This is a genomic window from Nocardia implantans (genome assembly GCF_035544775.1).
In the GTDB taxonomy this organism is placed as follows: domain Bacteria; phylum Actinomycetota; class Actinomycetes; order Mycobacteriales; family Mycobacteriaceae; genus Nocardia; species Nocardia implantans.
Genome location: NZ_JAYKYQ010000003.1, coordinates 50,261 through 69,986, shown reverse-complemented (window position 1 = coordinate 69,986; position 19,726 = coordinate 50,261). Strand labels below are relative to the sequence as shown.

The window sequence follows — 19,726 nt, the reverse complement described above, 5'->3', positions numbered from 1 at the left end:
GTCAGGACCGATGCGGCAGATTCTGCAATCGCACCTGCCCGCGGGCCACGGTGCGGCCCTGCTCATCGGTGATGACGACCTGCCACAGTTGCTGCAGCCTGCCCCGGTGCAGCGGCGTCGCCTCCCCCGTCAGAGTGCCTTCGCGCACCGCCCGCAGGAAATCGGTGTTGTTGTTGACCCCGACGACCGTGCCTCGGTCGCCGAACCAGATGCCGCCGGCGATGCTGGCGAGCGTCTCGATGACGGTGCAGTACACGCCGCCGTTCTGGATACCGGCGGGCTGGTAGAGATGCGGTTTCACGACCCACTCGCCGCGCACGCGCTCCGGGCTCAGCTCGGTGTAACGCAGGCCGATCAGATCGGCGAAGGTGCCTTCGCTGTAGGCGTTCATCTGCTCGGGTGTGACATCCGCCAGCGAGCCGAACTGACGGGTTTCCTGCTGTGTCATGTACTCACTGTCGCACAGCGCCCGGACCAGGCCGTCGCGGCCTCACCCGCCCGCCAGCGTGACCGTCCGGCCGTTCAGCGGCTGGGTCGGCCGGTTGCTGTGCGCGAACAACGTCCGGTACCGGTCGGCGTCGGCCGGGGCCACCGCGACGGGATTGCCCAGCACCGTCCACGAAACGCCCTCGCTGCACGGCGGGGTGGTGAGCGAACCCTGATAGCGGTATTGGTCGGTCGCACCTGGCAGCATCGCGCGCAGATCGATCGGGCCCGGCACGACGGTCTCGGCGTCGACGGCCCGCGGCGCGACCGAGAGGATCGGCGCGAAGGCCGACGGTCCCGGCGCGGCGCGCAGCAGCACACCGAGCACGGCCACCGCGCCCGCCGCGCTCTTGTGCACGAAGTGCGCTTCCATCGTCGTGCCCACGCCGTCCACGGTGTGCTCGCTGGGCAGGTGGAAGTGGAATTGCACGAGTTCGTACGGAACACCGTCGACGACGATGCGATTTCCATTTCCCGCTGGAAGATTCGCCTGCACCGTGTGCCCGTTGTTCCGCAGCGTCACAGCCGGGGCCGCGTGATAGTCGATGGTGATGTGCTCGGACGGCTCGAGTTTCGCGTGACCTGGCAGGTCGACGGGCGACTGCTGGTGGCCGCTCTTGCAGGTCAGGTAGTCACGATCCAAGTCGGCCCAGTGATCGGGGCCTTCGGCGTCGTAATCCCAGTGCGGCGCAGGGGTGCTTCGCGCCCGCTGCTCACCGAATCCGCAAGCGGGCACGGCGAGCAATGCGACAGCGGTGAGCACGGCAGCGATCGAACGGCGGCGGGACGATCTGCGGGTGGACAAGCTGACAACCTCGAATTCTGTTGACCGTCGTGCGTCCGGTCCGCGACGGTGGGCATCGGCGCGGCCTCGGAGGTGGCGCGCCGATGGGCGCGACACGGCACCGGGCCGGGTTCCCCGGTGCGGCGGTGGCCGGGCGAGGACGGCCGGACGACGAATACCCCTGCTGTACAGGGGGTTCGCGATCGTGTCGGCGTCAGCGTAGAACCAGGGCCGGACGGCGCGCCAGAGTCGGCGACGCACTTCACAGACGGACAGAGCGGCGGGCCCCACCGAAGGTGGAGCCCGCCGCGGCAAGGGATCGGGGGTCACCGCAGCCCTCGGGACGCTCACGCGATCCGTACGCCGGATCCGAGTATAGGTCAGGCTTACCTAACTAAGCAACCACCCGACCGCCGCACGGGCAGCCCGCGCTCGGCCATCGCCGCCAGCAGGGCCTGGCCGCGGCGCGCACCGGCGACGGAATCGGTCCGCGCCAGATCGGGCACGTAAGCCGAAGCGCCCGCGACGGATTCACCCACCAGGGACCAGAACCGCCGTGCGCTCAATCCGGAGCAGCGCGTCAGGTTCCGCTGGACGACGGTCAACGCGGACTCGCAGCGATGCGCGAGCCAGACGGACATCGCCTCCGGGCACGGCAAGGCGACCACACCGGGTCCACCCGCCAGCGGATCGCCGTCGACCACGCGAATCGTGGTGTCGGACAAACCCGCCCAGTCGATGCCGCCGTCGTTGTCCGTGTGGATCCAGAGATTCTCCAACCCGGGGTCCCATGCCCGACCCTCCGCGACGAGCAGCGCCACCACCCGTCCGGCGATCGCATGGATCAGCGCCGTGGCAACCACTTCCGCCGCGATGTCGGCGCTGATCATCTCCGCGGCATGCCTGCGGTACATGAGTTCGACGCGACCTTCGCGCACTCCGTCCGCCAGTTGCCACCAGCGGCGCTTACCCTGCTCGGCGATCGCGGCGACGGCATAGACCCGTGGATGCTCCGGCTGCAGCGCGCGCAGCCGGGCACAGGCGCGTCCGAACGCCGTCGTCGAGCGATGTGGCGTGGTGATGAGCTCGGTCATCGAACCTCCTCGGGGATCGGCTCCGTCGCGCGGCGCGGCGGACATTCGGCCGTGCCCGTCCGTACAGCGAAAGATAGGTTAGGCTTACCAGACCTAGCAACCGTATCGTTGATTTCAGGAGCAGTTCGTCGCCGTGACCTCTCTTGCCACCGTGAGGCGGCGACGTCTTTGCGGACTCCTCGTCTCGACCGTCCTACTGCTGCTCGCCGTGCTCGCCGGTGTCGCGGTGGGCGCGCGCTCGCTCGCACCGGGGACGGTGTTCGACGCCGTGCAGCACGCGCTCGCCTGCCCGGGCGGACCCTTCACCTGCGCGGCCGGTTCCACCGAGGAAGAGATCGTGCGCGGACTGCGCCTGCCGCGCACCGCGTTGGCGCTGGTCTGCGGCGCGGCGCTGGGAACAGCGGGCGCGCTGGTACAGGGGTACACCCGCAATCCGCTCGCCGACGCCGGGTTGCTCGGACTGAACGCGGGCGCGGCGTTCCTCGCCGCGCTGAGCGTGTACCTGTTCGCCTTCAGCGCACCGGAGCAATACATCTGGTTCGCGCTCACCGGCGCGCTGATCGCCGGGGCGGCGGTGTTCGCGACCTCTTCGGTGGGCGGCGGCAAGGCGAGCCCGCTGACCCTCGTGCTCGCCGGCGCGGCGGTCACCGCCTTCCTGCAGGCCATGACGAACGCCGTCGTGCTGTTCGACGCCGCCGCGCTGGACACCTACCGATTCTGGGTGATCGGCACCGTCGCGGGCCGCGACGCCGCGGTGTTCTGGCAGGTGCTGCCGTTCCTGGCCGCAGGGATGCTGCTGGCGGTGCTGGCGGCGCCGGGACTGAATCTGATCGGCCTCGGCGACGACGTGGCGCGCGGGCTCGGCGTGCATGTCGGCCGCAGTCGCGCGCTCGGACTCGCGGCCGTCGTGCTGCTGGCGGGCGCGGCGACGGCGGCGGCCGGGCCGATCGCCTTCCTCGGCCTGGTCGTTCCGCATCTCGCGCGGGCGATCACCGGACCGGATCATCGCTGGCTGATTCCCTATTCCGGGCTCCTCGGCGCGTTGCTGCTGTTGATCGCCGATGTGGCGGGCCGGGTGGCGGCTCGCCCCGGTGAGCTGGAGGTCGGCGTGGTGGTCGCCGTGCTCGGCGTTCCGTTCTTCCTCGCGTTCGTGCGCAGACGAAAGCTGGTGAACCTGTGACGATCTCGCTGCGCACCACGGGTGCGCGACCCGCGCTGCGCGTCGGGCCGGTGTCGACGGTGCTGCGACCGCGGATGATCCTGATCATCGCCATCCTGATCGCGCTGGCGCTCGCGCTGTTCTGCCTGGACATCGCGGTGGGCGAGTCCCACATGCCGCTCGGACGCGTGCTGGAGGTCCTGACCGGCGGCGGTACCAGAGCGCAGCGGTTCATCGTGCTGGAATCCCGGCTGCCGCGCGCGCTCACCGCGCTCGTGGTCGGCCTCGCGCTCGGGCTGGCCGGCGCGATCACCCAGTCCATCCTGCACAACCCGCTGGCCGCACCGGACATGCTCGGCATCACCTCGGGCGCGAGTTTGGGCGCGGTCGCCGTGCTGGTCGGCACCGGCGGCGCGAGCACCGGGCTGGCCGCCTCGGTCGGCGCGCCGGTGGCGGCGCTGGCGGGCGGCCTGCTCACCGCGGTCGCCATCTACCTGCTCGCCTGGGGACGCACCGCCACCGGCGGGTACGGCGCGACCGGGCTGCGGCTGGTGCTGATCGGCGTCGGCGTGAACGCCCTGCTGACCGCGGCGATCAGCTGGCTGCTGACCCGCGCCAGCCTGGCCGATGCCCAGCGAGTGCAGTTGTGGCTCAACGGATCGCTCAACTCGGCCGACACCGCGCACCTGACTCCCGCGGCGATCGCCGCGGGGATCGCCGCGCTCGTCGCGCTCGCCGCCGCCCGCACGCTCGCCGCGCTGCGCCTCGGCTCCGACACCACGCGGGCGCTCGGCGTGCGCGTCCAGACCCAGCAGGCCATCCTGATCGCGGCTGCCGTGGTGGCCGCCTCGGTGGCCACCGCCGCCGTCGGGCCGGTCGGCTTCGTCGCCCTCGCCGCGCCGCAGATCGCCCGCCGCCTGCTGCGCACGCCGGGCGAGCCGCTGGTCGGCTCCGCGGTGGCCGGGGCCATCCTGGTGGTCGGCGCGGATGTCGCGTCCCGCACGGTGTTCCCGGTCGACCTGCCCCTCGGCGTGGTGACGGCGGCGTTCGGCGGGCCGTTCCTGCTGTACCTGCTCGTGCGTATGAACCGGAAGGCGACGCTGTCATGACGATCGCAGACCTCACCCCTGCCGCCACCGAGCGGGCGAGCGCTCCCGGTCACCGGCTCGGCGCCGAGGAGATCACCCTCGGCTACGGCGATCAGGTGATCGTGAACGGGCTGAGTTTGACCATCACTCCGGGTGTGATCACCACGGTCATCGGGCCAAACGGTTGCGGGAAGTCCACCCTGTTGCGCTCGCTCGGCCGCCTGCTGCGCCCCCGGGAAGGCCGGGTGATGTTGGACGGCAAAGCCATTTCGACGATGAAGACCAAGGACGTCGCCCGCATCGTCGGCATGCTGCCGCAGTCGCCGGTTGCGCCGGAAGGGCTCACCGTCGCCGATCTGGTCGCCCGCGGACGTCATCCGCACCAGTCCTGGTTCCGGCAGTGGTCGGGCGCCGACGAATCCGAGGTGACGACGGCGCTGGAACAAACCGGGATCGCCGACCTCGCCGGCCGCCCGCTCGACGAGCTGTCCGGCGGCCAGCGTCAGCGGGCCTGGATCTCGATGGCGCTGGCGCAGGGCACCGACATCCTGCTGCTCGACGAGCCGACCACCTACCTGGATCTGGCGCACTCCATCGAGGTGCTCGACCTGGTGGACCGATTGCACGCCGATCTCGGGCGCACCGTCGTCATGGTGCTGCACGATCTCAATCTCGCGATCCGCTACAGCGACCAACTGGTCGTCATGCACGCCGGGCGCGTCGTCGCCGCGGGCGCGCCGGGCGAGGTGGTGTCGGCCGAGCTGCTGCGTGAGGTCTTCGACCTGGACGCCAGGGTGCTCGAGGACCCGGTGTCGGGGCGGCCGATGATCGTCCCGATCGGCACGCGGCACGTGCGTGGAAAAGTGGGCGGACCGGCTGCCACACCGCCCGAGACCGCGCCGTATGAGAAATGACACACCAGCTACTCCATAGTTACGACACCCCGTAGTACGCATCCTCGTCGTTGAGTCCCTAAAATTAGGGAATGGCAGGTCTTGGTGAACTCGAGAAAGCGGTCATGGATCAGTTGTGGTCGGCCGACGAACCACAAACGGTCCGGCAGGTGCACGAGGCGCTCGCCGCACGCCGTGAGCTCGCGTACACCACGGTGATGACCGTGCTGCAACGCCTCGCGAAGAAGAACCTCGTGGTGCAGCGGCGCGACGACCGCGCCCACCGTTACGCGCCGGTGCACACGCGCGACGAACTGGTGGCGAGTTTGATGGTCGACGCGCTGCAACAGGCCGACGCGGCGGGCAGCCGCGCCGCGGCACTGGTGCACTTCGTCGAACAGGTCGGCAAGGACGAGGCTGCCGCTCTCCGCGAAGCACTCGCTAAGCTCGAAGCAACCGAGGACTCGGCGCCGCCGCCGCAGTAGACTCCTCGGGCGCCCTGGCCCCACAACGCAGTGAGCTGAGTCGATGAACGCAACCGCGCCGGTATTCGCCGGACTGGCATTGCTTCTCGCGGGGCCTGCCCCGGCCTTGCTCAGCCGGGCGACCTGGACCTATCGGACGCCTCGGGCAGCGCTGGTGCTCTGGCAGGCCATCGCGCTCGCCGCCGTGCTCAGCGCGTTCGGCTCCGGGCTGGCCATCGCCGCCGAACTGCTGGTCCCCGGCCCCGACGGCCGCCCGACCACCGCGCCGACCAGGGAGATCGACGCGCTGGGGTTGCCGTTGTGGCTGGCGTACGTGTTCGTGTTCGCGCTCACGCTGCTGATCGGCGCCCGGTTGATCTACGCGATCATCCGGGTCGGCGTGCACACCCGCAGGCGGCGGGCGCGGCACCGCATGCTCGTCGATCTGCTCGACCAGAGCGGTCCGCACCGGCGCGCGGCCGACATCAGGGTGCTGGCCGCCACCGAGCCGATCGCCTACTGCCTGCCCGGCCTGCGCCAGCGCGTCGTGCTCAGCGAGGGCACCCTGACCAATCTGGCCGACGCCGAGGTCACCGCCATCGTCAGCCACGAGCGTTCGCATCTGCGGGCCAGGCACGATCTGGTGCTGGAGGCGTTCACGGCCGTGCACGAGGCGTTCCCCAGGGTGGTGCGCAGCAAGGCCGCGCTCGGCTCGGTGAAACTGCTCATCGAGCTGCTCGCCGACGACTCGGCGGTCAAGGTCACCGGGCCGAAACCGCTGGCCCGCGCTCTGGTCGCCTGTGCGAAGTCCACCGCGCCGCAAGGCGCGCTCGCCGCGGGCGGTCCCACCACGCTCATCCGCATCCAGCGGCTCAGCGGCCGGATCGGCGACATCCGCATCGCCACGGCCGCCTATCTGGGATCGGCCGCCATCCTGGTGGTGCCGACGCAGGCGGTGGCCGTACCCTGGCTGGTGGAACTGAGCCGGCTGTTCCACGGCTGACTTCCCGGCGCGTATCCTGGAGCTTCGGCCCGTCTCCGGTCGGCCATCCTCTTCGCTCCACCCGGCGCGCGTCATCCTCGCGCCACCGCGCGGTGAAACCGCATCGCGCGCCGCTCTCCATCCCACCGAACAGCGCGTTCCGCGTGGAACCCGCCGTGCGACGAAAGGCACATCCTCCTCGTGACCCCCTCGACCACCGTCGCCGCGGCGCCCCCCGCGACCTTCGCGGATCTGGGCCTGCCCGCCGTGCTCGTGCAGGCACTGCGACGCGACGGCATCGAGATGCCGTTTCCCATCCAGGCCGCGACGACGCCCGACGTCCTGGCGGGCAAGGACGTACTCGGCCGCGGACCGACCGGTTCCGGCAAGACCTTGGCCTTCGGCCTCCCGATGCTCACCCGGCTGGCGGGCCGGCCGGCCAAGCCGGGCCGCCCGCGCGGCCTGGTCCTGGTGCCGACCCGTGAGCTGGCCGCGCAGATCGAGCGGGCGCTGGACGAACCGGCGCTCGCGCTGGGCCTGCGCGTCGCCTCGGTGGTGGGCGGCGCCCCGATCAAACGCCAAGCCGACCGGCTCGCCCGCGGCGTCGACCTGCTGATCGCCACACCGGGACGGCTCGCCGACCTGCTCGCCCAGAAATCCGCCGATCTGTCCGACGTGACGATCACCGCGCTCGACGAGGCCGACCACATGGCCGACATGGGCTTCCTGCCGCAGGTGACCAAGCTGCTCGACCGCACGCCGCGCGACGGTCAGCGCCTGCTGTTCTCGGCCACGCTGGACGGCGAGGTCGACAAGCTGGTCAAGCGTTACCTGCGCTCCCCCGTCACGCATTCCACCGCGCCGCCGTCGGCCTCGGTCGCCACGATGTCGCATCACCTGCTCTACGTCGGCGACAAGGTGACCAAGCGCGCGGTCGCCACCGAGATCGCCGCCCGCGAGGGGCTGACCATCATGTTCGTCCGCACCAAGCACGGCGCCGACCGGCTCGCCAAACAGCTGCGGGCGGCAGGCATCCCAACGGGCGCGCTGCACGGCGGCAAGGCGCAGAACAACCGCACCCGCACGCTCGCCGCGTTCGCCGACGGCTCGGTGCCGGTGCTGGTCACCACCGATGTCGCCGCCCGCGGCATCCACGTCGACGGGATCTCCCTCGTCGTGCACGTCGACCCGCCGCCGGAGCCGAAGGCGTATCTGCACCGGGCCGGGCGCACCGCCCGCGCGGGCGAGGACGGCGTGGTCGTCACGCTGGTCATGGACGAAGAGCGCCGCGAGGTGGAGGCGATGGCCCGGAAGGCGGGTGTCGAGGTCGACGGGGTCGCGGTCCGTCCCGGCGACCGCGCGCTGGTGAAGATCACCGGCGCCCGCCGTCCGTCCGGTGTCCCCGTGGTCCCGGCTTCCGCCGCGCCCGTGGCCGCCCAGGCGCCCGAACCCGCACGCCGCCGAGCGAACCGGCGCTCGGAGACAGCTCCGGCCGGTGGTCGCGGCGCCGGTGCCGTGAAGCAGTCCCGATCGGGCTCGGTCTCGGGCCGTGGTGAATCGGTCACCGCGCCGGGACGCCGGCGCGGCCACGCGAAAGTCGCCGGGAAGCCCGCCGCGGGCAACACCGCCGGATACGGTGCGAGTTCGGGCGAGGGCGCGTCCACCCGCCGTTCCGGCGCGGCGGGCGGATTCTCCGGACGCGCCGCGGCTTCCGGCTCCGGCGACACGCCGGGCCGGCCCCGGCGACGCGCCGTGCGAGCCCAGCAGTCGCCACAGCGGGGCAATCGCGGAGCAAACTAGAAGGTGTCGACCCACGCGGCAGCGGCCGTCCTCTGCGCATTGCTCGCGGCGCTGCTGTTCGCGGTCGCCGCGGTCGCACAACAGCACGCTGCTGCCGCGGTGCCGGAGGACGCGTCGCTGATCCGCTCGCTGCTGCGTACCCCGCGCTGGTGGGCTGGGGTCGTCGGCGACGCGGGCGGATACGGCATGCAGGTCCTCGCGCTCGCGTTGGGGGCGGTGCTGCTGGTGCAGCCGCTCCTGGTGAGCGCGCTGGTGTTCGCGCTGCCGCTGTCGGCCCGGCTCAACGACCGCCGCGTCGCGCCGCGCACCTGGGCGACCGCGCTCGTGCTGGCAGCCGCGCTGGCCTGCTTCCTGCTGGTCGGCAATCCGACCGAGGGTGATACCAACGCGCCCCTGCGCGAATGGCTCGTGCCGCTGGGCATCCTGCTCGGATTGATCGTCGCGGCAGCGGTCGGTGGGATCGCCGCGCGTGATCCGGCGTGGCGCGCTCTGCTGATCGGGGCCGCGAGCGGAGCGCTCTACGGACTGGCCGCCGCGCTCACCGACTACGTCACCGATCTGTTCGAGCACGGTCTCGGCGACGTGCTGAGTGGCTGGCAGACCTGGGCGCTGGTCGGAGCAGGCGTCACCGGCGTCTATCTCCAGCAGCGCGCCTATCAAGCGGGACCCCTGACCGCGTCGCTGCCCGCCGTCACGGTCGTCGAGCCACTGGCCGCGGCGTTCATCGGCATCGCCGTGCTGGACGAGCGGTTGCGGACGGACACCGCGGGACTGGTCGTCACCGCCGGTGCGGTGGTCGTGATGGCCGCCGCGACGATCATGCTCTCCCGCTCGCAAGCCGCCGCCTGAATCCACGGGTGCGGCGGCCCCGCGCGGTGCTCGCTCGGCCCGACCCCATCGAGCAGGCCCAGGGTGCGCTGATGCTGATTCCAGGAAGGCGTGACAGCGGGTCGAAACCGGACGAAATCGGACTTCGGATCCCTTGTCGAAGAGCCGTCGCCGGAGGCTTACTGAATATGTAGCGGTTGCCGCAGAAGATCGACATCCGTTGCACGATAATCTCTTTCACTACTCGGCTTGGAGTCGAACCATGGCAGCTGTACTCACCTCCCTCACCCCCGACACCGGCCCGGCGACGACTTTCAGCACTGTGGTGATCACCGGCTCCGGGTTCAGCAATGTCGGTCCTCTGACCGTGCGCTTCGGTACGAAGGCGACCACGTTCACCATCGACTCCGACACCCAGATCACGGCCATCTCCCCGACGGGAACAGGCACGGTGGACGTCACCGTCGAAGTGGAGCTGGACGGCATCAGCAACGCACTCCCCTTCACCTACGTCTGACCGCGCGTGCGCCCGGGCCGTCGGTGGGCAACTGCCTGCCGACGGCCCATCGCGTTGTGTCCCGCGCCTTTGCCCGCACCCGTTACGACGCGATCGCGTCCTCGGAGAACGGCGCGCACCGGTCGGCGCGCGGATATCATCGGTCGAGTGCGCTTTCTCCCCGGTCATCAGCCGCCGTACGACCTGACCTACGACGACATCTTCCTCGTCCCGAACCGGACGGACGTCGCGTCGCGCTTCGACGTCGATCTGTCGACGACCGACGGGTCCGGCACCACAATCCCCCTCGTCGTGGCGAACATGACCGCCGTGGCCGGGCGCAGGATGGCCGAGACCGTGGCCCGCCGCGGCGGCATCGTCGTCCTGCCCCAGGATCTGCCGATCACCGCGGCCGCCGACACCATCGCCTTCGTCAAGAGCCGCTCGCTCACCGCCGACACCCCGGTCACGCTCGCCCCCGACCGCTCGGTCTCCGAGGCGGTGGCCCTGATGCACAAGCGCGCGCACGGCGCGGTCGTGGTGGTCGACGGCGGACGTCCGGTCGGTGTGGTGACCGAGGCCGCCTGTGCCGACGTCGACCGCTTCGCCCGCCTGCGCGAGGTCGCGGTCACCGATTTCGTCCGGGCGCCCGCCACCACCACCCCGCGTGACCTGTTCGATCTGCTGCACGCCGAGCACGCCGACTTCGCGGTGCTCACCGCCGAGGACGGCGCCCTGGCGGGGATACTGACCCGCACCGGCGCGCTGCGCGCGGGCATCTACCAGCCCGCCGTCGACACCGCGGGCAAGCTGCGCGTCGCCGCCGCGGTCGGCATCAACGGCGACGTGGCCGCCAAGGCCAAGTCCCTGGTGGATTCGGGCGCCGACCTGCTGGTCATCGACACCGCGCACGGACACCAGACCAAGATGCTCGAAACGCTCACCGCCGTGCGCGATCTCGGGCTCGGCGTCCCGCTGGTCGCGGGCAACGTCGTCTCCGCCGACGGCACCAGGGAATTGGCCGCGGCGGGCGCGGACATCGTCAAGGTCGGTGTCGGGCCCGGCGCCATGTGCACCACCAGGATGATGACCGGCGTCGGCCGCCCGCAGTTCTCCGCGGTAGCCGAATGCGCCGCGGCGGCCGCGGAAATCGGCGTGCACGTCTGGGCCGACGGCGGCGTGCGTCATCCCCGCGACGTGGCGCTGGCGCTGGCCGCAGGCGCGTCCAACGTGATGATCGGCTCCTGGTTCGCCGGTACCTACGAGTCCCCGGGCGACCTGCGTGTCGATCGCGACGGCAACGCCTACAAGGAAAGCTTCGGCATGGCCTCCAAGCGCGCCGTCGCGGCCCGCACCGCCTCCGACAGCGAGTTCGACCGCGCCCGCAAGGGACTGTTCGAAGAGGGCATCTCCAGCTCCAGGATGCGGCTGGACCCCGAGCGTCCCGGCGTGGAGGATCTCATCGACCACATCTGCTCCGGCGTCCGCAGCGCGTGCACGTACGCGGGAGCGCGCACGCTCGCCGAATTCCACGACAAGGCCGTGCTCGGCGTGCAGTCCGCCGCGGGGTTCGCCGAAGGCCGCCCGCTGCCGAGCGGTTGGTGAGCGCCGACACGCGCATCGCACCGGCACCGGCCCGCGCCGCGCGGCACGTGGGCCGGTAGCATGGTGGTTGCCGGACACCGGCACCACGACTCATTTGCGAAAGGATCCAGTTGTCACCCGCGTCCGAGGGCGCCGCACAGGAGGGCTCCTCTATCGAGCCGGGTGACCAACCCGGCGTCCTCCGCTCCGCAGTAGTCCCATTCCGCACAGGCCGTCACGCAGCACCGTCCGGGTGGTGCTGATCATGTCCGTCGCGCTCACCGCGCTCAGCCTGATCGGATTCATCGCTCTCACCGTCGGCACGGCCCTGTTCGTCGCCGCGGAATTCTCCCTCACCGCCCTCGAGCGCAGCACCGTCGAGGCGCACGCCCGCACCGGTGACGTCCGCGCCCGCATGGTCCGCAAGGCGCATCGCACGCTGTCGTTCCAGCTGTCGGGCGCCCAGCTCGGCATCACGATCACCACCCTGATCACCGGTTATATCGCCGAGCCCGTGCTGGCCAGGCTGCTGCATCCGGTGTTCGCCGGCCTCGGGCTGAGCGATGCCGCCGCGAGCGGCGTCGCGCTGACGCTGGCCCTGGTCCTGGCCACCTCGCTGTCGATGATCTACGGCGAGCTGGTGCCCAAGAACATCGCCATCGCCAAGCCGCTGGCCACCGCCCGCGTCACGGCCGGACCGATGATCGCGTTCTCGGTGGTGTTCAAGTGGATGATCCATTTCCTCAACGGCACCGCCAACTGGGTGGTGCGCAGGCTCGGCGTCGAGCCCGCGGAGGAATTGCGGTCGGCCCGCTCGCCGCAGGAACTCGGTTCCCTGGTCCGCACGTCCGCGCTGCGCGGCGCGCTCGACCAGCCCACCGCCCAGGTGATGGACCGCTCCCTGCAATTCGGCGAGCGCAGCGCCGAGGAGCTGATGACGCCGCGGGTGAAGATCGAATCGCTCGACAAGGACGACACCATCGCCGATCTGATCGACGCGGCGGGCCGCACCGGCTACTCCCGCTTCCCGGTGATCGACGGCGATCTCGACAACACCCTCGGCTTCGTGCACGTCAAGCAGGCGTTCACCCGCCCAGCGCACGCGCGCACCACCACCCCGCTGTACCGGCTCGCCCAGCCGGTCCCCATCGTGCCCGCCAGCTTGGACGGCGACGAGGTGCTCGAACGGGTCCGCGCCGACGGCATGCAGGTCGCCCTCGTCGTGGACGAATACGGCGGCACCGCGGGCCTGGTCACCATGGAGGACATCATCGAGGAGATCCTCGGCGACGTCCGCGACGAGCACGACGAGGAGGAGCGCGACGTCCGGCGCGTCATCGACGGCTGGGACTGCTCGGGCCTGCTGCGCATCGACGAGGTGTCCCGGGCGACCGGATACGACGCGCCGGAGGGCGAGTACGAGACGCTGGGCGGCCTGGTGCTGACCCGGCTCGGCCGCATCCCGGTGCCCGGCGACGAGGTCGTGCTGCCGAATCCCCGCTCGCAGCAGTGGACGGCGCCGGAAAGCCACGGTTCCGGCGGCTGGATCGCCCGGGTGGAGCGCATGGACGGGCGGCGCATCGACCGCGTCCGCCTGATCCCGGTCGACGCCGACATCATCGCGACCAAGGAGCACAGCCATGGGTGACCTGTTCGGCGTCCTGCTCACCGTCGTGCTGCTCGGCGGCAACGCCTTCTTCGTCGCCGCCGAGTTCGCGCTCATCTCCGCCCGCCGCGACCGGCTGGAAGCGCTGGCCGCACAGGGCAAGCGCAACGCGAACACCGTCATCCGGGCGGGTGAGAACCTCTCGATGATGCTCGCCGCCGCGCAGCTCGGCATCACCATCTGCTCGATCCTGCTCGGCCGCGTCGGCGAACCCGCCGTCGCGCACCTGCTGGAAGGTCCGTTCGAGCTGCTCGGCCTGCCGCAGCAACTGCTGCACCCGGTGGCCTTCGCCCTCGCGCTGACCATCGTGGTGATCATGCACATCCTGTTCGGCGAGATGATCCCGAAGAACATCGCGCTGGCCGGGCCGGAACGCAGCGCGCTGCTGCTGGTGCCGGTGCACCTGATGTGGCTGCGGCTGGCCCGCCCGCTCATCGCGCTGTACAACCTGGCCGCCAACCTGTCGCTGCGCATGTTGCGGGTCGAGCCGAAGGACGAGCTCGAAGCCACCGTGTCGACAGTCGAACTGGCCGAGATGATCGGTGAGTCCCGGTCGGAGGGGTTGCTCGACGAGGAAGAGCACCGCCGCCTCACCCAGGCCCTCGGCACCAGCGACCGGGTGGTCGCCGACGTGATGGTGCCGCGGGACGCGACCAGATCGATCCCGCTGCGCGGCAACGGGACCACACTCGGCGACATCGAGTCCGCCGTCGCCGAGACCGGTTTCTCCCGCTTCCCGGTGCGGGCGAACGACGGCTCGCTGGTCGGCTACCTGCACGTCAAGGACGTGCTCGACAAGGTGGCCGACGAGAGCGCCGGCCCGGGGACGCCGATCCCGCGCACCGATATCCGCCCGCTGCCGACGGTGGGCATGGGCGCGACGCTCTACGAGGCGCTGGCCCGGCTGCGGCGCACCAACAGCCATCTCGGCCGGGTGGTCGACGACCGGGGCAACACCACCGGCATCGTCGCCCTGGAGGACTTGGTGGAGGAGTTCGTCGGCACCGTCCGAGACGGAACGCATCGAGTGGGCGAGTGACGATCGGGCCAGGCGGGGTGCGGTAGCAATGCGGGTGTTGTCCGGTGTGCGGTGGCGAACGTCCGCCGCCGCACATCGGGCCCGGCTGGACGATCTGGTCGGGCCCTATCTGGAGCGACGAGCACATGGTTCGTCGCACCCGGTGATCGATTTCTTGTTCACCTACTACGGGCACAAACCCGCGCAGTTGCGGCGTTGGCATCCGGGATACGGCATCGGGCTGGCCGACGCCGCGGAATACCGGGGGGCCCGCGGCTACCGCCACGTCGTCACCGATTCCGGTACGGACTGCTACTCCGCTGATCCCGCCTACCTCGGCAAACGCCGGGATACCGTCGCGTTCGTCGCGCAGTTGTTGCGCGCCACCGCGTCTCGGCCCGCCCACCTGTCCTGTTTCGGCCTGCACGAATGGGCGATGGTGTACCGCACCGAGGACATCCGCCACCAGAAGGTTCCCCTGCGGCTGGGACACGCGGGCACCGACGCCGTGCTCGACTCGATGCAGTTGCGGTGCACGCATTTCGACGCCTATCGCTTCTTCACTCCGGACGCCGTGGGCCGCAACGCCGAGCCGCTCACCCGCGCCGACCAGCTGCGCCGCGAACAGCCGGGCTGTCTGCACGCGAACATGGATCTGTACAAGTGGGGCTTCAAACTCGTCCCGCTGATCTCCTCGGACCTGCTGCTGGACTGCTTCGAGCTGGCTTGCGCCGCCCGGGAACTCGACATGCGCGCCAGCCCCTACGATCTGTCGGAGTTCGGTTACGAGCCGGTTCGCATCGAGACGCCGTCCGGGCGCGCGGAGTACGTTCGCGCGCAGTCCGAGTTGGCGCAGCGCGCGGCCGGATTGCGACGCACCTTCCTGGGTGTCTGCCAGCATCTCTTGTCGGCGCATCTCGATTCCGCCGCTCTCGGCACCGAACCGACTCAGCCGCGCTGACCACGCCGGACGGAAAACTTCGCGAATTCGGCCGCGATTCGGCGAAACTCACGCTCGCGCCGAGCGGAATCATTACCATTCAGTCAGTTCGGCGGTGACTGTCCCAGCCACCCTGGGCAGCCAATCTCGACGACGAAGTTGGGGGGTCGCGACGATGCGCCCATCGGCCACACTGCGCCGCGCCAAACCGCTGGCTCTGCTCACCATCGGCCTGATCACGGCCGCGCTGCTGCCCGTGAGCGCGTCGGCCGATCCGCGATCGGCCCCCCGTGACGCCGTCCAGGAATTCCTCGACGTCGGGCGCACCTCGGTCCCCCGCGCCGACTGCGGACCCGGCTCCGCCCCCGAGAACGGACTGCAAGGCGATGTCACCGCCGCCGATCGCGACAGTGGGCGCAGCACGCAGGGCTACCGGTGCAACATCTCCTTCGTCGGCGGCTACGCGGGCCGCGGCGCGGGTATCACCTCCACCAGCTTCGAGCACTGCGCCTATCTGGGTTCGTTCTTTCCCGGCGACCTGATCAGCGAGGGCCGCGGCGTCCAGGTACTCGACGTGTCCGATCCGGCGCGTCCGCGGCCGACGGTGACGCTGACCGAGCCCGCGATGCTGGCCGGAACCTGGGAGAGCCTCAAGGTCAACACCGAGCGCAAACTGCTGGTCGGCACCGGCGTGCCGGTCGGCGAGGGCGTCGGCTACCTGTCGGTCTACGACGTCTCCGATTGCGCGCATCCGCGGCTGCTCAATCCCGGCCCGGGGACGAATCTGGCGATGCCGCTGCCGATCACCACGCACGAGGGCGGCTTCTCCCCCGACGGCAACACCTATTGGGCCTCGGGGATCGCGCCCGGCTTCGTCAGCGCGGTCGATCTGACCGATCCGGCCAACCCGCACGTGGTCTGGCAGGGACTGACGGGCATCGAGGCGCACGGGTTCGGCATCAGTCCGGACGGCAACCGGATGTACATCTCCGCGCTCGGCGGGTTCACCGTCCTCGACATCAGCGCGGTGCAGCGCCGCGACCCCAACCCGCAGGTGCACCACCTGGGCCGGGTGTTCTGGACCGACGGCTGGGCGACCCAGCACAGCATCCCGGTCAGCTACGACGGCAAGCCCTACCTCTACACCGTCGACGAAGGCGGTTCCGGCGGAGTCAAACTCATCGACATCTCCGACGAGACCGCGCCGAGGGTGGCCGGCAAGATCAAGCTCGAGATCAACCTGCCCCAGCACATGGACAGCAATATCGGTTCGTCGATGGGCGGTTCCGCCTTCGCCTACGAATCGCACTACTGCGCCGCCGACCGGCAGGAGAACCCGACCGCGTTGGCCTGCGGATGGATCTCCTCCGGCATCCGGGTGTTCGACATCCGCGATCCCTACGCCATCCGCGAGATCGCCTACTACAACCCGCCTGCCCGCACCGGGCAGAACCTCGGCCTGTGGAACTCGCCGCACGCGCTCGCCTCGATCATCGGCGTTCCGCTCATGAGCACCCCTTCGGCGGTGCGCGCCGTGCTCGAGGGGCAGTTCAACCCGCTGGATGCCCTTACCCCGCGCACCGGCCGCCTCGCCTTCGGCGACGTGTCCACCGACTGGTGTCTGTCGCCGCCGGAATGGCGCGGCTCGCAGCTCTACGTCGCGTGCTCGGACAACGGCTTCATGGTGCTGCGACTGGACGACGACGTGTACTCGCCTCCGGCGGACCAGCGGTCGATCGTCGGGTCGTAGCGATGCCGCGCTGGATGCGGATCGCCGCCCTGGCTTCGACGGCCTTCGCCCTGCTCGTGCTCGGCGCCGCGCTGCGGCCGCTGGTGTTTTCGGAACACCGTTCGGCCGCACCGGTTCTCACCGAGGTCGAGATCGGCTTCGTCCAGGACATGACCACCCATCACCAGCAAGCCCTGCTCATGGTGCAGCGGCTGGACCGCGCGGTCGATCCGGCGGTCACCCGGCTGGCCGAACAACTCGACCGCGCACAGCGCATGGAGATCGGCACCATGCTCGGCTGGCTGCGCCTTGCCGACGCGCCGCCCACCTCCGCACAGCCGATGGCGTGGATGCACAGCGCGGACGCGTCGCCGCATCGGCACCACGCCGCGGCCGCGCAGACCGCCGGGGTGATGCCGGGGATGGCGAGCGCGGCGGAACTGGACGAGTTGGCCGCGGCGCGCGGCCCGAACGCGGAGATCCTGTTCCTGCAATTGATGTTCCGCCACCACCAAGGCGGAATCGCGATGGCCGAGGCCGCCGACGGTCTGCTGCGCTCCGGGCCGGTCAAGGAGATCGCCCGGTCCATGATCCATGGGCAGGGGCAGGAGGCCGGGGTGATGGGCATGCTGCTCACACGGCGCGGGGCGGCCCCGCTGCCCTGACCACCGGGCCGCCACGGCACCGCATACGACCCGCAGCCGGAGGCTTCGCTGACCTCGCGGCCGGCTGCGAGGCGCATGCTCCGGTCGTACGGAAGGTCCGCGAACACGGCGGCCCGGCTGAGGACCGGCGCTCTCCCGGCGGTATCGTCGGCTGGGCCGGGTCATGATCGTCGGCCGGAAAGGTTGGGCAGCTGATGATTCGGACCGATGCGTTCACAGTGCCCCCGCACGTGCGTGGTTATCCGGGCGTGGCGTTCGGCGGATATGTGGCGGGAGTGCTCGCCGCCGCGAGCGGCGCCACGCAGGTGCGCGTCGACTTCCGCCGCGGAGTGCTCGTGGACACTCCGGTGGTGCTGGCCGCCGACGGCTCCGGCGGCGCATCACTCACCGACCTGGACGGCGCGATACTCGCCGAGGCTTCCCCGTCGGCGGTCACGGTCACGCCACGGCCCGCGCCCACGTGGGAACAGGCGCGGACAGCGAGCGCGACCGCGGGCGCACTGCGCAAAATGAGCCACTGCTACGGCTGCGGCGCGGCTTGTGCCCCCGGACGCGGATTACGCCTGTCGCCCTGGGCCATGTCCGCGCACGACATGGTCATCGCCGCCTGGACACCGGATCCGCTGCTCGCCGGCCCGGACGGCTACCTGCCCACCGAAAACGTCTGGGCCGCTCTCGATTGCCCCGGTGGCTGGGCCGCGATGGCTTTGCGTGACCTGCGCCCCGGAGCGGTCACCGCCGCCCTCACCGCCACCCAGTTCCAACCGGTCCGCGCCGGCGACCCCTACGTCTCCTACGGCTGGCCGGTCTCCGCCGACGGCCGCAAACACACGGTCGGCGTGGCCTTGGCCCGCGCCGACGGAACGCTCTGCGCCCTCGCCGAGGCGCTGTGGATCGAGCCCCGCCAACCGCTGCCCTTCGAATGGTGACCCACCCCACCCGAACCTGTCGGTGGCTATCGGTAACCTCCGCGCCATGCCTTCGTCGGTACACGAAGTCCTCATCGAATTAGTCAGGCGCAGAGCGTGGTCAGGTAGACCGGCCAGCTCCACATCTTGTCGTCGTCGCGTTGCAGCTGGACTTCGACGACGATGCCGAGAACCGGGACGTCGGCCTCGGTGAGTGTGACGGACCAGGTCCGCACGGTACTCGGTGGGTTCGATATCAGGTAGGTCGCCCGAATCGACGCGGGCGTGATCGAATTCCGGGAGGGACAGTCCCAGTGTGGAAGTCAGCAAGATCAAAGCATGCCGCGACAACGCCCGCCTGACCATGTGGATAGCCCGCGCCGCCAACGCCGACACCCTCGAAGCGATCTTCGGCGACCGGGTTCAGTGAGTGTCGGCGAAGCGGTACCACTGGCCGTCGAAGGCGGAGTATTCGATGCCGTTGGTGGCGGGTGGACCGAGGTGGGGTGGGGTGGCCGGGTCACGGAAGAAGGCGAAGCCCTCCGAATTCGAGTCTCCCGACTGGGTATAGAACAGGCAGCCGCCGTCGCGGGGGGTGATGAAGGTGATCGTGTAGACGCCGAGGCGGGTGCGGTGGCCCGAATGCGCGCAGTCGACGGCTTGGTCTTCGAGAATCCCCCGGGAGAGGCGCCAGCCGGTGTCCTCCGGGACGTCGTAGAGCGTCAGCGCCAGGAGCACGACGATGAGCACGGGCGAGGCGAGGCTGTGGAAGACGGCACGGTAGCGCAGCAGCCCGAGCAGTCCGAACAGGACGGCGATCCCGCCGAGCACGCCGAGCACCGCCCAGAGCACGACGAGGGTCGGAAACGTGCCCTCCGCGGCGAGTTGCCAGAACAGCGCCGCGCAGCAGAGCGCGACCAGGGCGGTCACCAGCCCCATCCACAGCACGAACCAACGAGGAATACGCGACCGCGTGCGCACGGACCCTGCGGAGTTCACGTGTTCAAGATACGAGGGGCAGCGGCTTCGCGCGCGGGATCGGCGGCGAAATCCCCCGGGGCGTCAGGGATCACGACGACGCGGACGCCGCAGCGGGCGTGGCGCAAAAGGTACGCGGCCCATCCGAATCCGCGGGCCACCCA

Annotated in this window: 20 protein-coding genes; 15 read left to right on the top strand and 5 right to left on the bottom strand. The window is 70.5% G+C overall.

Annotated features, from left to right (window positions below; translation table 11 throughout):
- Position 1 precedes the first annotated feature (1 nt).
- The 3 genes from U3653_RS08155 to U3653_RS08145 form a co-directional block, all read right to left on the bottom strand.
- Positions 2–391 (bottom strand): PaaI family thioesterase, encoded by a 390-nt coding sequence (locus U3653_RS08155; protein WP_323124109.1) that lies wholly within the window; start codon positions 389–391, stop codon positions 2–4.
- A 99-nt stretch (positions 392–490) separates the two neighbouring features.
- Entirely contained in the window at positions 491–1,249 is a 759-nt protein-coding gene (locus U3653_RS08150; protein ID WP_323124097.1) for a carbonic anhydrase, read from the bottom strand.
- A 407-nt stretch (positions 1,250–1,656) separates the two neighbouring features.
- Entirely contained in the window at positions 1,657–2,364 is a 708-nt protein-coding gene (locus tag U3653_RS08145) for a hypothetical protein (RefSeq protein WP_195079016.1), read from the bottom strand.
- A gap of 151 nt (positions 2,365–2,515) precedes the next feature.
- Here U3653_RS08145 and U3653_RS08140 point away from each other — a divergent pair, with 151 nt between their 5' ends.
- The 15 genes from U3653_RS08140 (at position 2,516) to U3653_RS08070 (ending at position 18,605) form a co-directional block, all read left to right on the top strand.
- The gene (locus tag U3653_RS08140; protein WP_323124098.1) at positions 2,516–3,544 is read left to right on the top strand and encodes a FecCD family ABC transporter permease; all 1,029 of its coding nucleotides are present in this window, start codon (positions 2,516–2,518) and stop codon (positions 3,542–3,544) included.
- Positions 3,541–4,632 carry a FecCD family ABC transporter permease gene (locus tag U3653_RS08135; protein ID WP_323124099.1) on the top strand — a complete coding sequence of 364 codons (1,092 nt, stop codon included), beginning with the start codon at positions 3,541–3,543 and terminating at the stop codon, positions 4,630–4,632. Before U3653_RS08140 ends, U3653_RS08135 begins: the two co-directional genes overlap by 4 nt.
- A complete protein-coding gene (locus tag U3653_RS08130) occupies positions 4,629–5,525 on the top strand; it encodes an ABC transporter ATP-binding protein (RefSeq protein ID WP_195079014.1) in 897 nt (298 codons plus the stop codon). The genes U3653_RS08135 and U3653_RS08130 overlap by 4 nt, the downstream gene beginning before the upstream one ends.
- 71 nt (positions 5,526–5,596) lie before the next feature.
- Positions 5,597–5,989, top strand: coding sequence for a BlaI/MecI/CopY family transcriptional regulator (locus U3653_RS08125; protein WP_039797864.1), 393 nt, complete (start codon positions 5,597–5,599; stop codon positions 5,987–5,989).
- A 43-nt stretch (positions 5,990–6,032) separates the two neighbouring features.
- Positions 6,033–6,971: a M56 family metallopeptidase gene (locus tag U3653_RS08120; protein ID WP_039797863.1), complete on the top strand. Its 939-nt coding sequence runs from the start codon at positions 6,033–6,035 to the stop codon at positions 6,969–6,971.
- A 180-nt stretch (positions 6,972–7,151) separates the two neighbouring features.
- Positions 7,152–8,750 (top strand): DEAD/DEAH box helicase, encoded by a 1,599-nt coding sequence (locus U3653_RS08115; protein ID WP_195079013.1) that lies wholly within the window; start codon positions 7,152–7,154, stop codon positions 8,748–8,750.
- Positions 8,751–8,753: 3 nt separating this feature from the next.
- Positions 8,754–9,599 carry a DMT family transporter gene (locus U3653_RS08110; protein WP_195079012.1) on the top strand — a complete coding sequence of 282 codons (846 nt, stop codon included), beginning with the start codon at positions 8,754–8,756 and terminating at the stop codon, positions 9,597–9,599.
- A gap of 241 nt (positions 9,600–9,840) precedes the next feature.
- Positions 9,841–10,095, top strand: coding sequence for an IPT/TIG domain-containing protein (locus U3653_RS08105; RefSeq protein WP_195079011.1), 255 nt, complete (start codon positions 9,841–9,843; stop codon positions 10,093–10,095).
- A 147-nt stretch (positions 10,096–10,242) separates the two neighbouring features.
- A complete protein-coding gene (locus tag U3653_RS08100) occupies positions 10,243–11,679 on the top strand; it encodes a GuaB1 family IMP dehydrogenase-related protein (protein WP_195079010.1) in 1,437 nt (478 codons plus the stop codon).
- Between the two features lie 244 nt (positions 11,680–11,923).
- On the top strand, positions 11,924–13,306 hold the full coding sequence (locus U3653_RS08095) for a hemolysin family protein (RefSeq protein ID WP_195079414.1): 1,383 nt from the start codon (positions 11,924–11,926) through the stop codon (positions 13,304–13,306).
- On the top strand, positions 13,299–14,363 hold the full coding sequence (locus U3653_RS08090; RefSeq protein WP_195079009.1) for a hemolysin family protein: 1,065 nt from the start codon (positions 13,299–13,301) through the stop codon (positions 14,361–14,363). Before U3653_RS08095 ends, U3653_RS08090 begins: the two co-directional genes overlap by 8 nt.
- A 28-nt stretch (positions 14,364–14,391) precedes the next feature.
- The gene (locus U3653_RS08085) at positions 14,392–15,303 is read left to right on the top strand and encodes a 3-methyladenine DNA glycosylase (RefSeq protein ID WP_323124100.1); all 912 of its coding nucleotides are present in this window, start codon (positions 14,392–14,394) and stop codon (positions 15,301–15,303) included.
- 154 nt (positions 15,304–15,457) lie between these two features.
- The gene (locus U3653_RS08080) at positions 15,458–17,032 is read left to right on the top strand and encodes an LVIVD repeat-containing protein (protein ID WP_195079008.1); all 1,575 of its coding nucleotides are present in this window, start codon (positions 15,458–15,460) and stop codon (positions 17,030–17,032) included.
- Positions 17,033–17,034: 2 nt separating this feature from the next.
- Positions 17,035–17,676, top strand: coding sequence for a DUF305 domain-containing protein (locus U3653_RS08075; RefSeq protein ID WP_195079007.1), 642 nt, complete (start codon positions 17,035–17,037; stop codon positions 17,674–17,676).
- A 194-nt stretch (positions 17,677–17,870) separates the two neighbouring features.
- Entirely contained in the window at positions 17,871–18,605 is a 735-nt protein-coding gene (locus tag U3653_RS08070; protein ID WP_195079006.1) for a PaaI family thioesterase, read from the top strand.
- Positions 18,606–18,688: 83 nt separating this feature from the next.
- Here the strand turns inward: U3653_RS08070 and U3653_RS08065 are convergent, their stop codons facing one another.
- Both U3653_RS08065 and U3653_RS08060 read right to left on the bottom strand, forming a co-directional pair.
- Complete coding sequence (locus tag U3653_RS08065; RefSeq protein WP_323124101.1) at positions 18,689–18,820, bottom strand: hypothetical protein; 132 nt, start codon at positions 18,818–18,820, stop codon at positions 18,689–18,691.
- A gap of 187 nt (positions 18,821–19,007) precedes the next feature.
- A complete protein-coding gene (locus U3653_RS08060; RefSeq protein WP_195079005.1) occupies positions 19,008–19,583 on the bottom strand; it encodes a hypothetical protein in 576 nt (191 codons plus the stop codon).
- Positions 19,584–19,726 lie beyond the last annotated feature (143 nt).

What these genes read in the sequence shown, in the direction of transcription:
- U3653_RS08070 (WP_195079006.1), top strand. Translation starts at nt 17,871, where the DNA reads ATGATTCGGACCGATGCGTTCACAGTGCCCCCGCACGTGCGTGGTTAT.
- U3653_RS08080 (WP_195079008.1), top strand. Translation starts at nt 15,458, where the DNA reads ATGCGCCCATCGGCCACACTGCGCCGCGCCAAACCGCTGGCTCTGCTC.
- U3653_RS08130 (WP_195079014.1), top strand. Translation starts at nt 4,629, where the DNA reads ATGACGATCGCAGACCTCACCCCTGCCGCCACCGAGCGGGCGAGCGCT.
- U3653_RS08120 (WP_039797863.1), top strand. Translation starts at nt 6,033, where the DNA reads ATGAACGCAACCGCGCCGGTATTCGCCGGACTGGCATTGCTTCTCGCG.
- U3653_RS08075 (WP_195079007.1), top strand. Translation starts at nt 17,035, where the DNA reads ATGCCGCGCTGGATGCGGATCGCCGCCCTGGCTTCGACGGCCTTCGCC.
- U3653_RS08095 (WP_195079414.1), top strand. Translation starts at nt 11,924, where the DNA reads ATGTCCGTCGCGCTCACCGCGCTCAGCCTGATCGGATTCATCGCTCTC.
- U3653_RS08090 (WP_195079009.1), top strand. Translation starts at nt 13,299, where the DNA reads ATGGGTGACCTGTTCGGCGTCCTGCTCACCGTCGTGCTGCTCGGCGGC.
- U3653_RS08105 (WP_195079011.1), top strand. Translation starts at nt 9,841, where the DNA reads ATGGCAGCTGTACTCACCTCCCTCACCCCCGACACCGGCCCGGCGACG.
- U3653_RS08085 (WP_323124100.1), top strand. Translation starts at nt 14,392, where the DNA reads ATGCGGGTGTTGTCCGGTGTGCGGTGGCGAACGTCCGCCGCCGCACAT.
- U3653_RS08125 (WP_039797864.1), top strand. Translation starts at nt 5,597, where the DNA reads ATGGCAGGTCTTGGTGAACTCGAGAAAGCGGTCATGGATCAGTTGTGG.
- U3653_RS08145 (WP_195079016.1), bottom strand. Translation starts at nt 2,364, where the DNA reads ATGACCGAGCTCATCACCACGCCACATCGCTCGACGACGGCGTTCGGA.
- U3653_RS08155 (WP_323124109.1), bottom strand. Translation starts at nt 391, where the DNA reads ATGAACGCCTACAGCGAAGGCACCTTCGCCGATCTGATCGGCCTGCGT.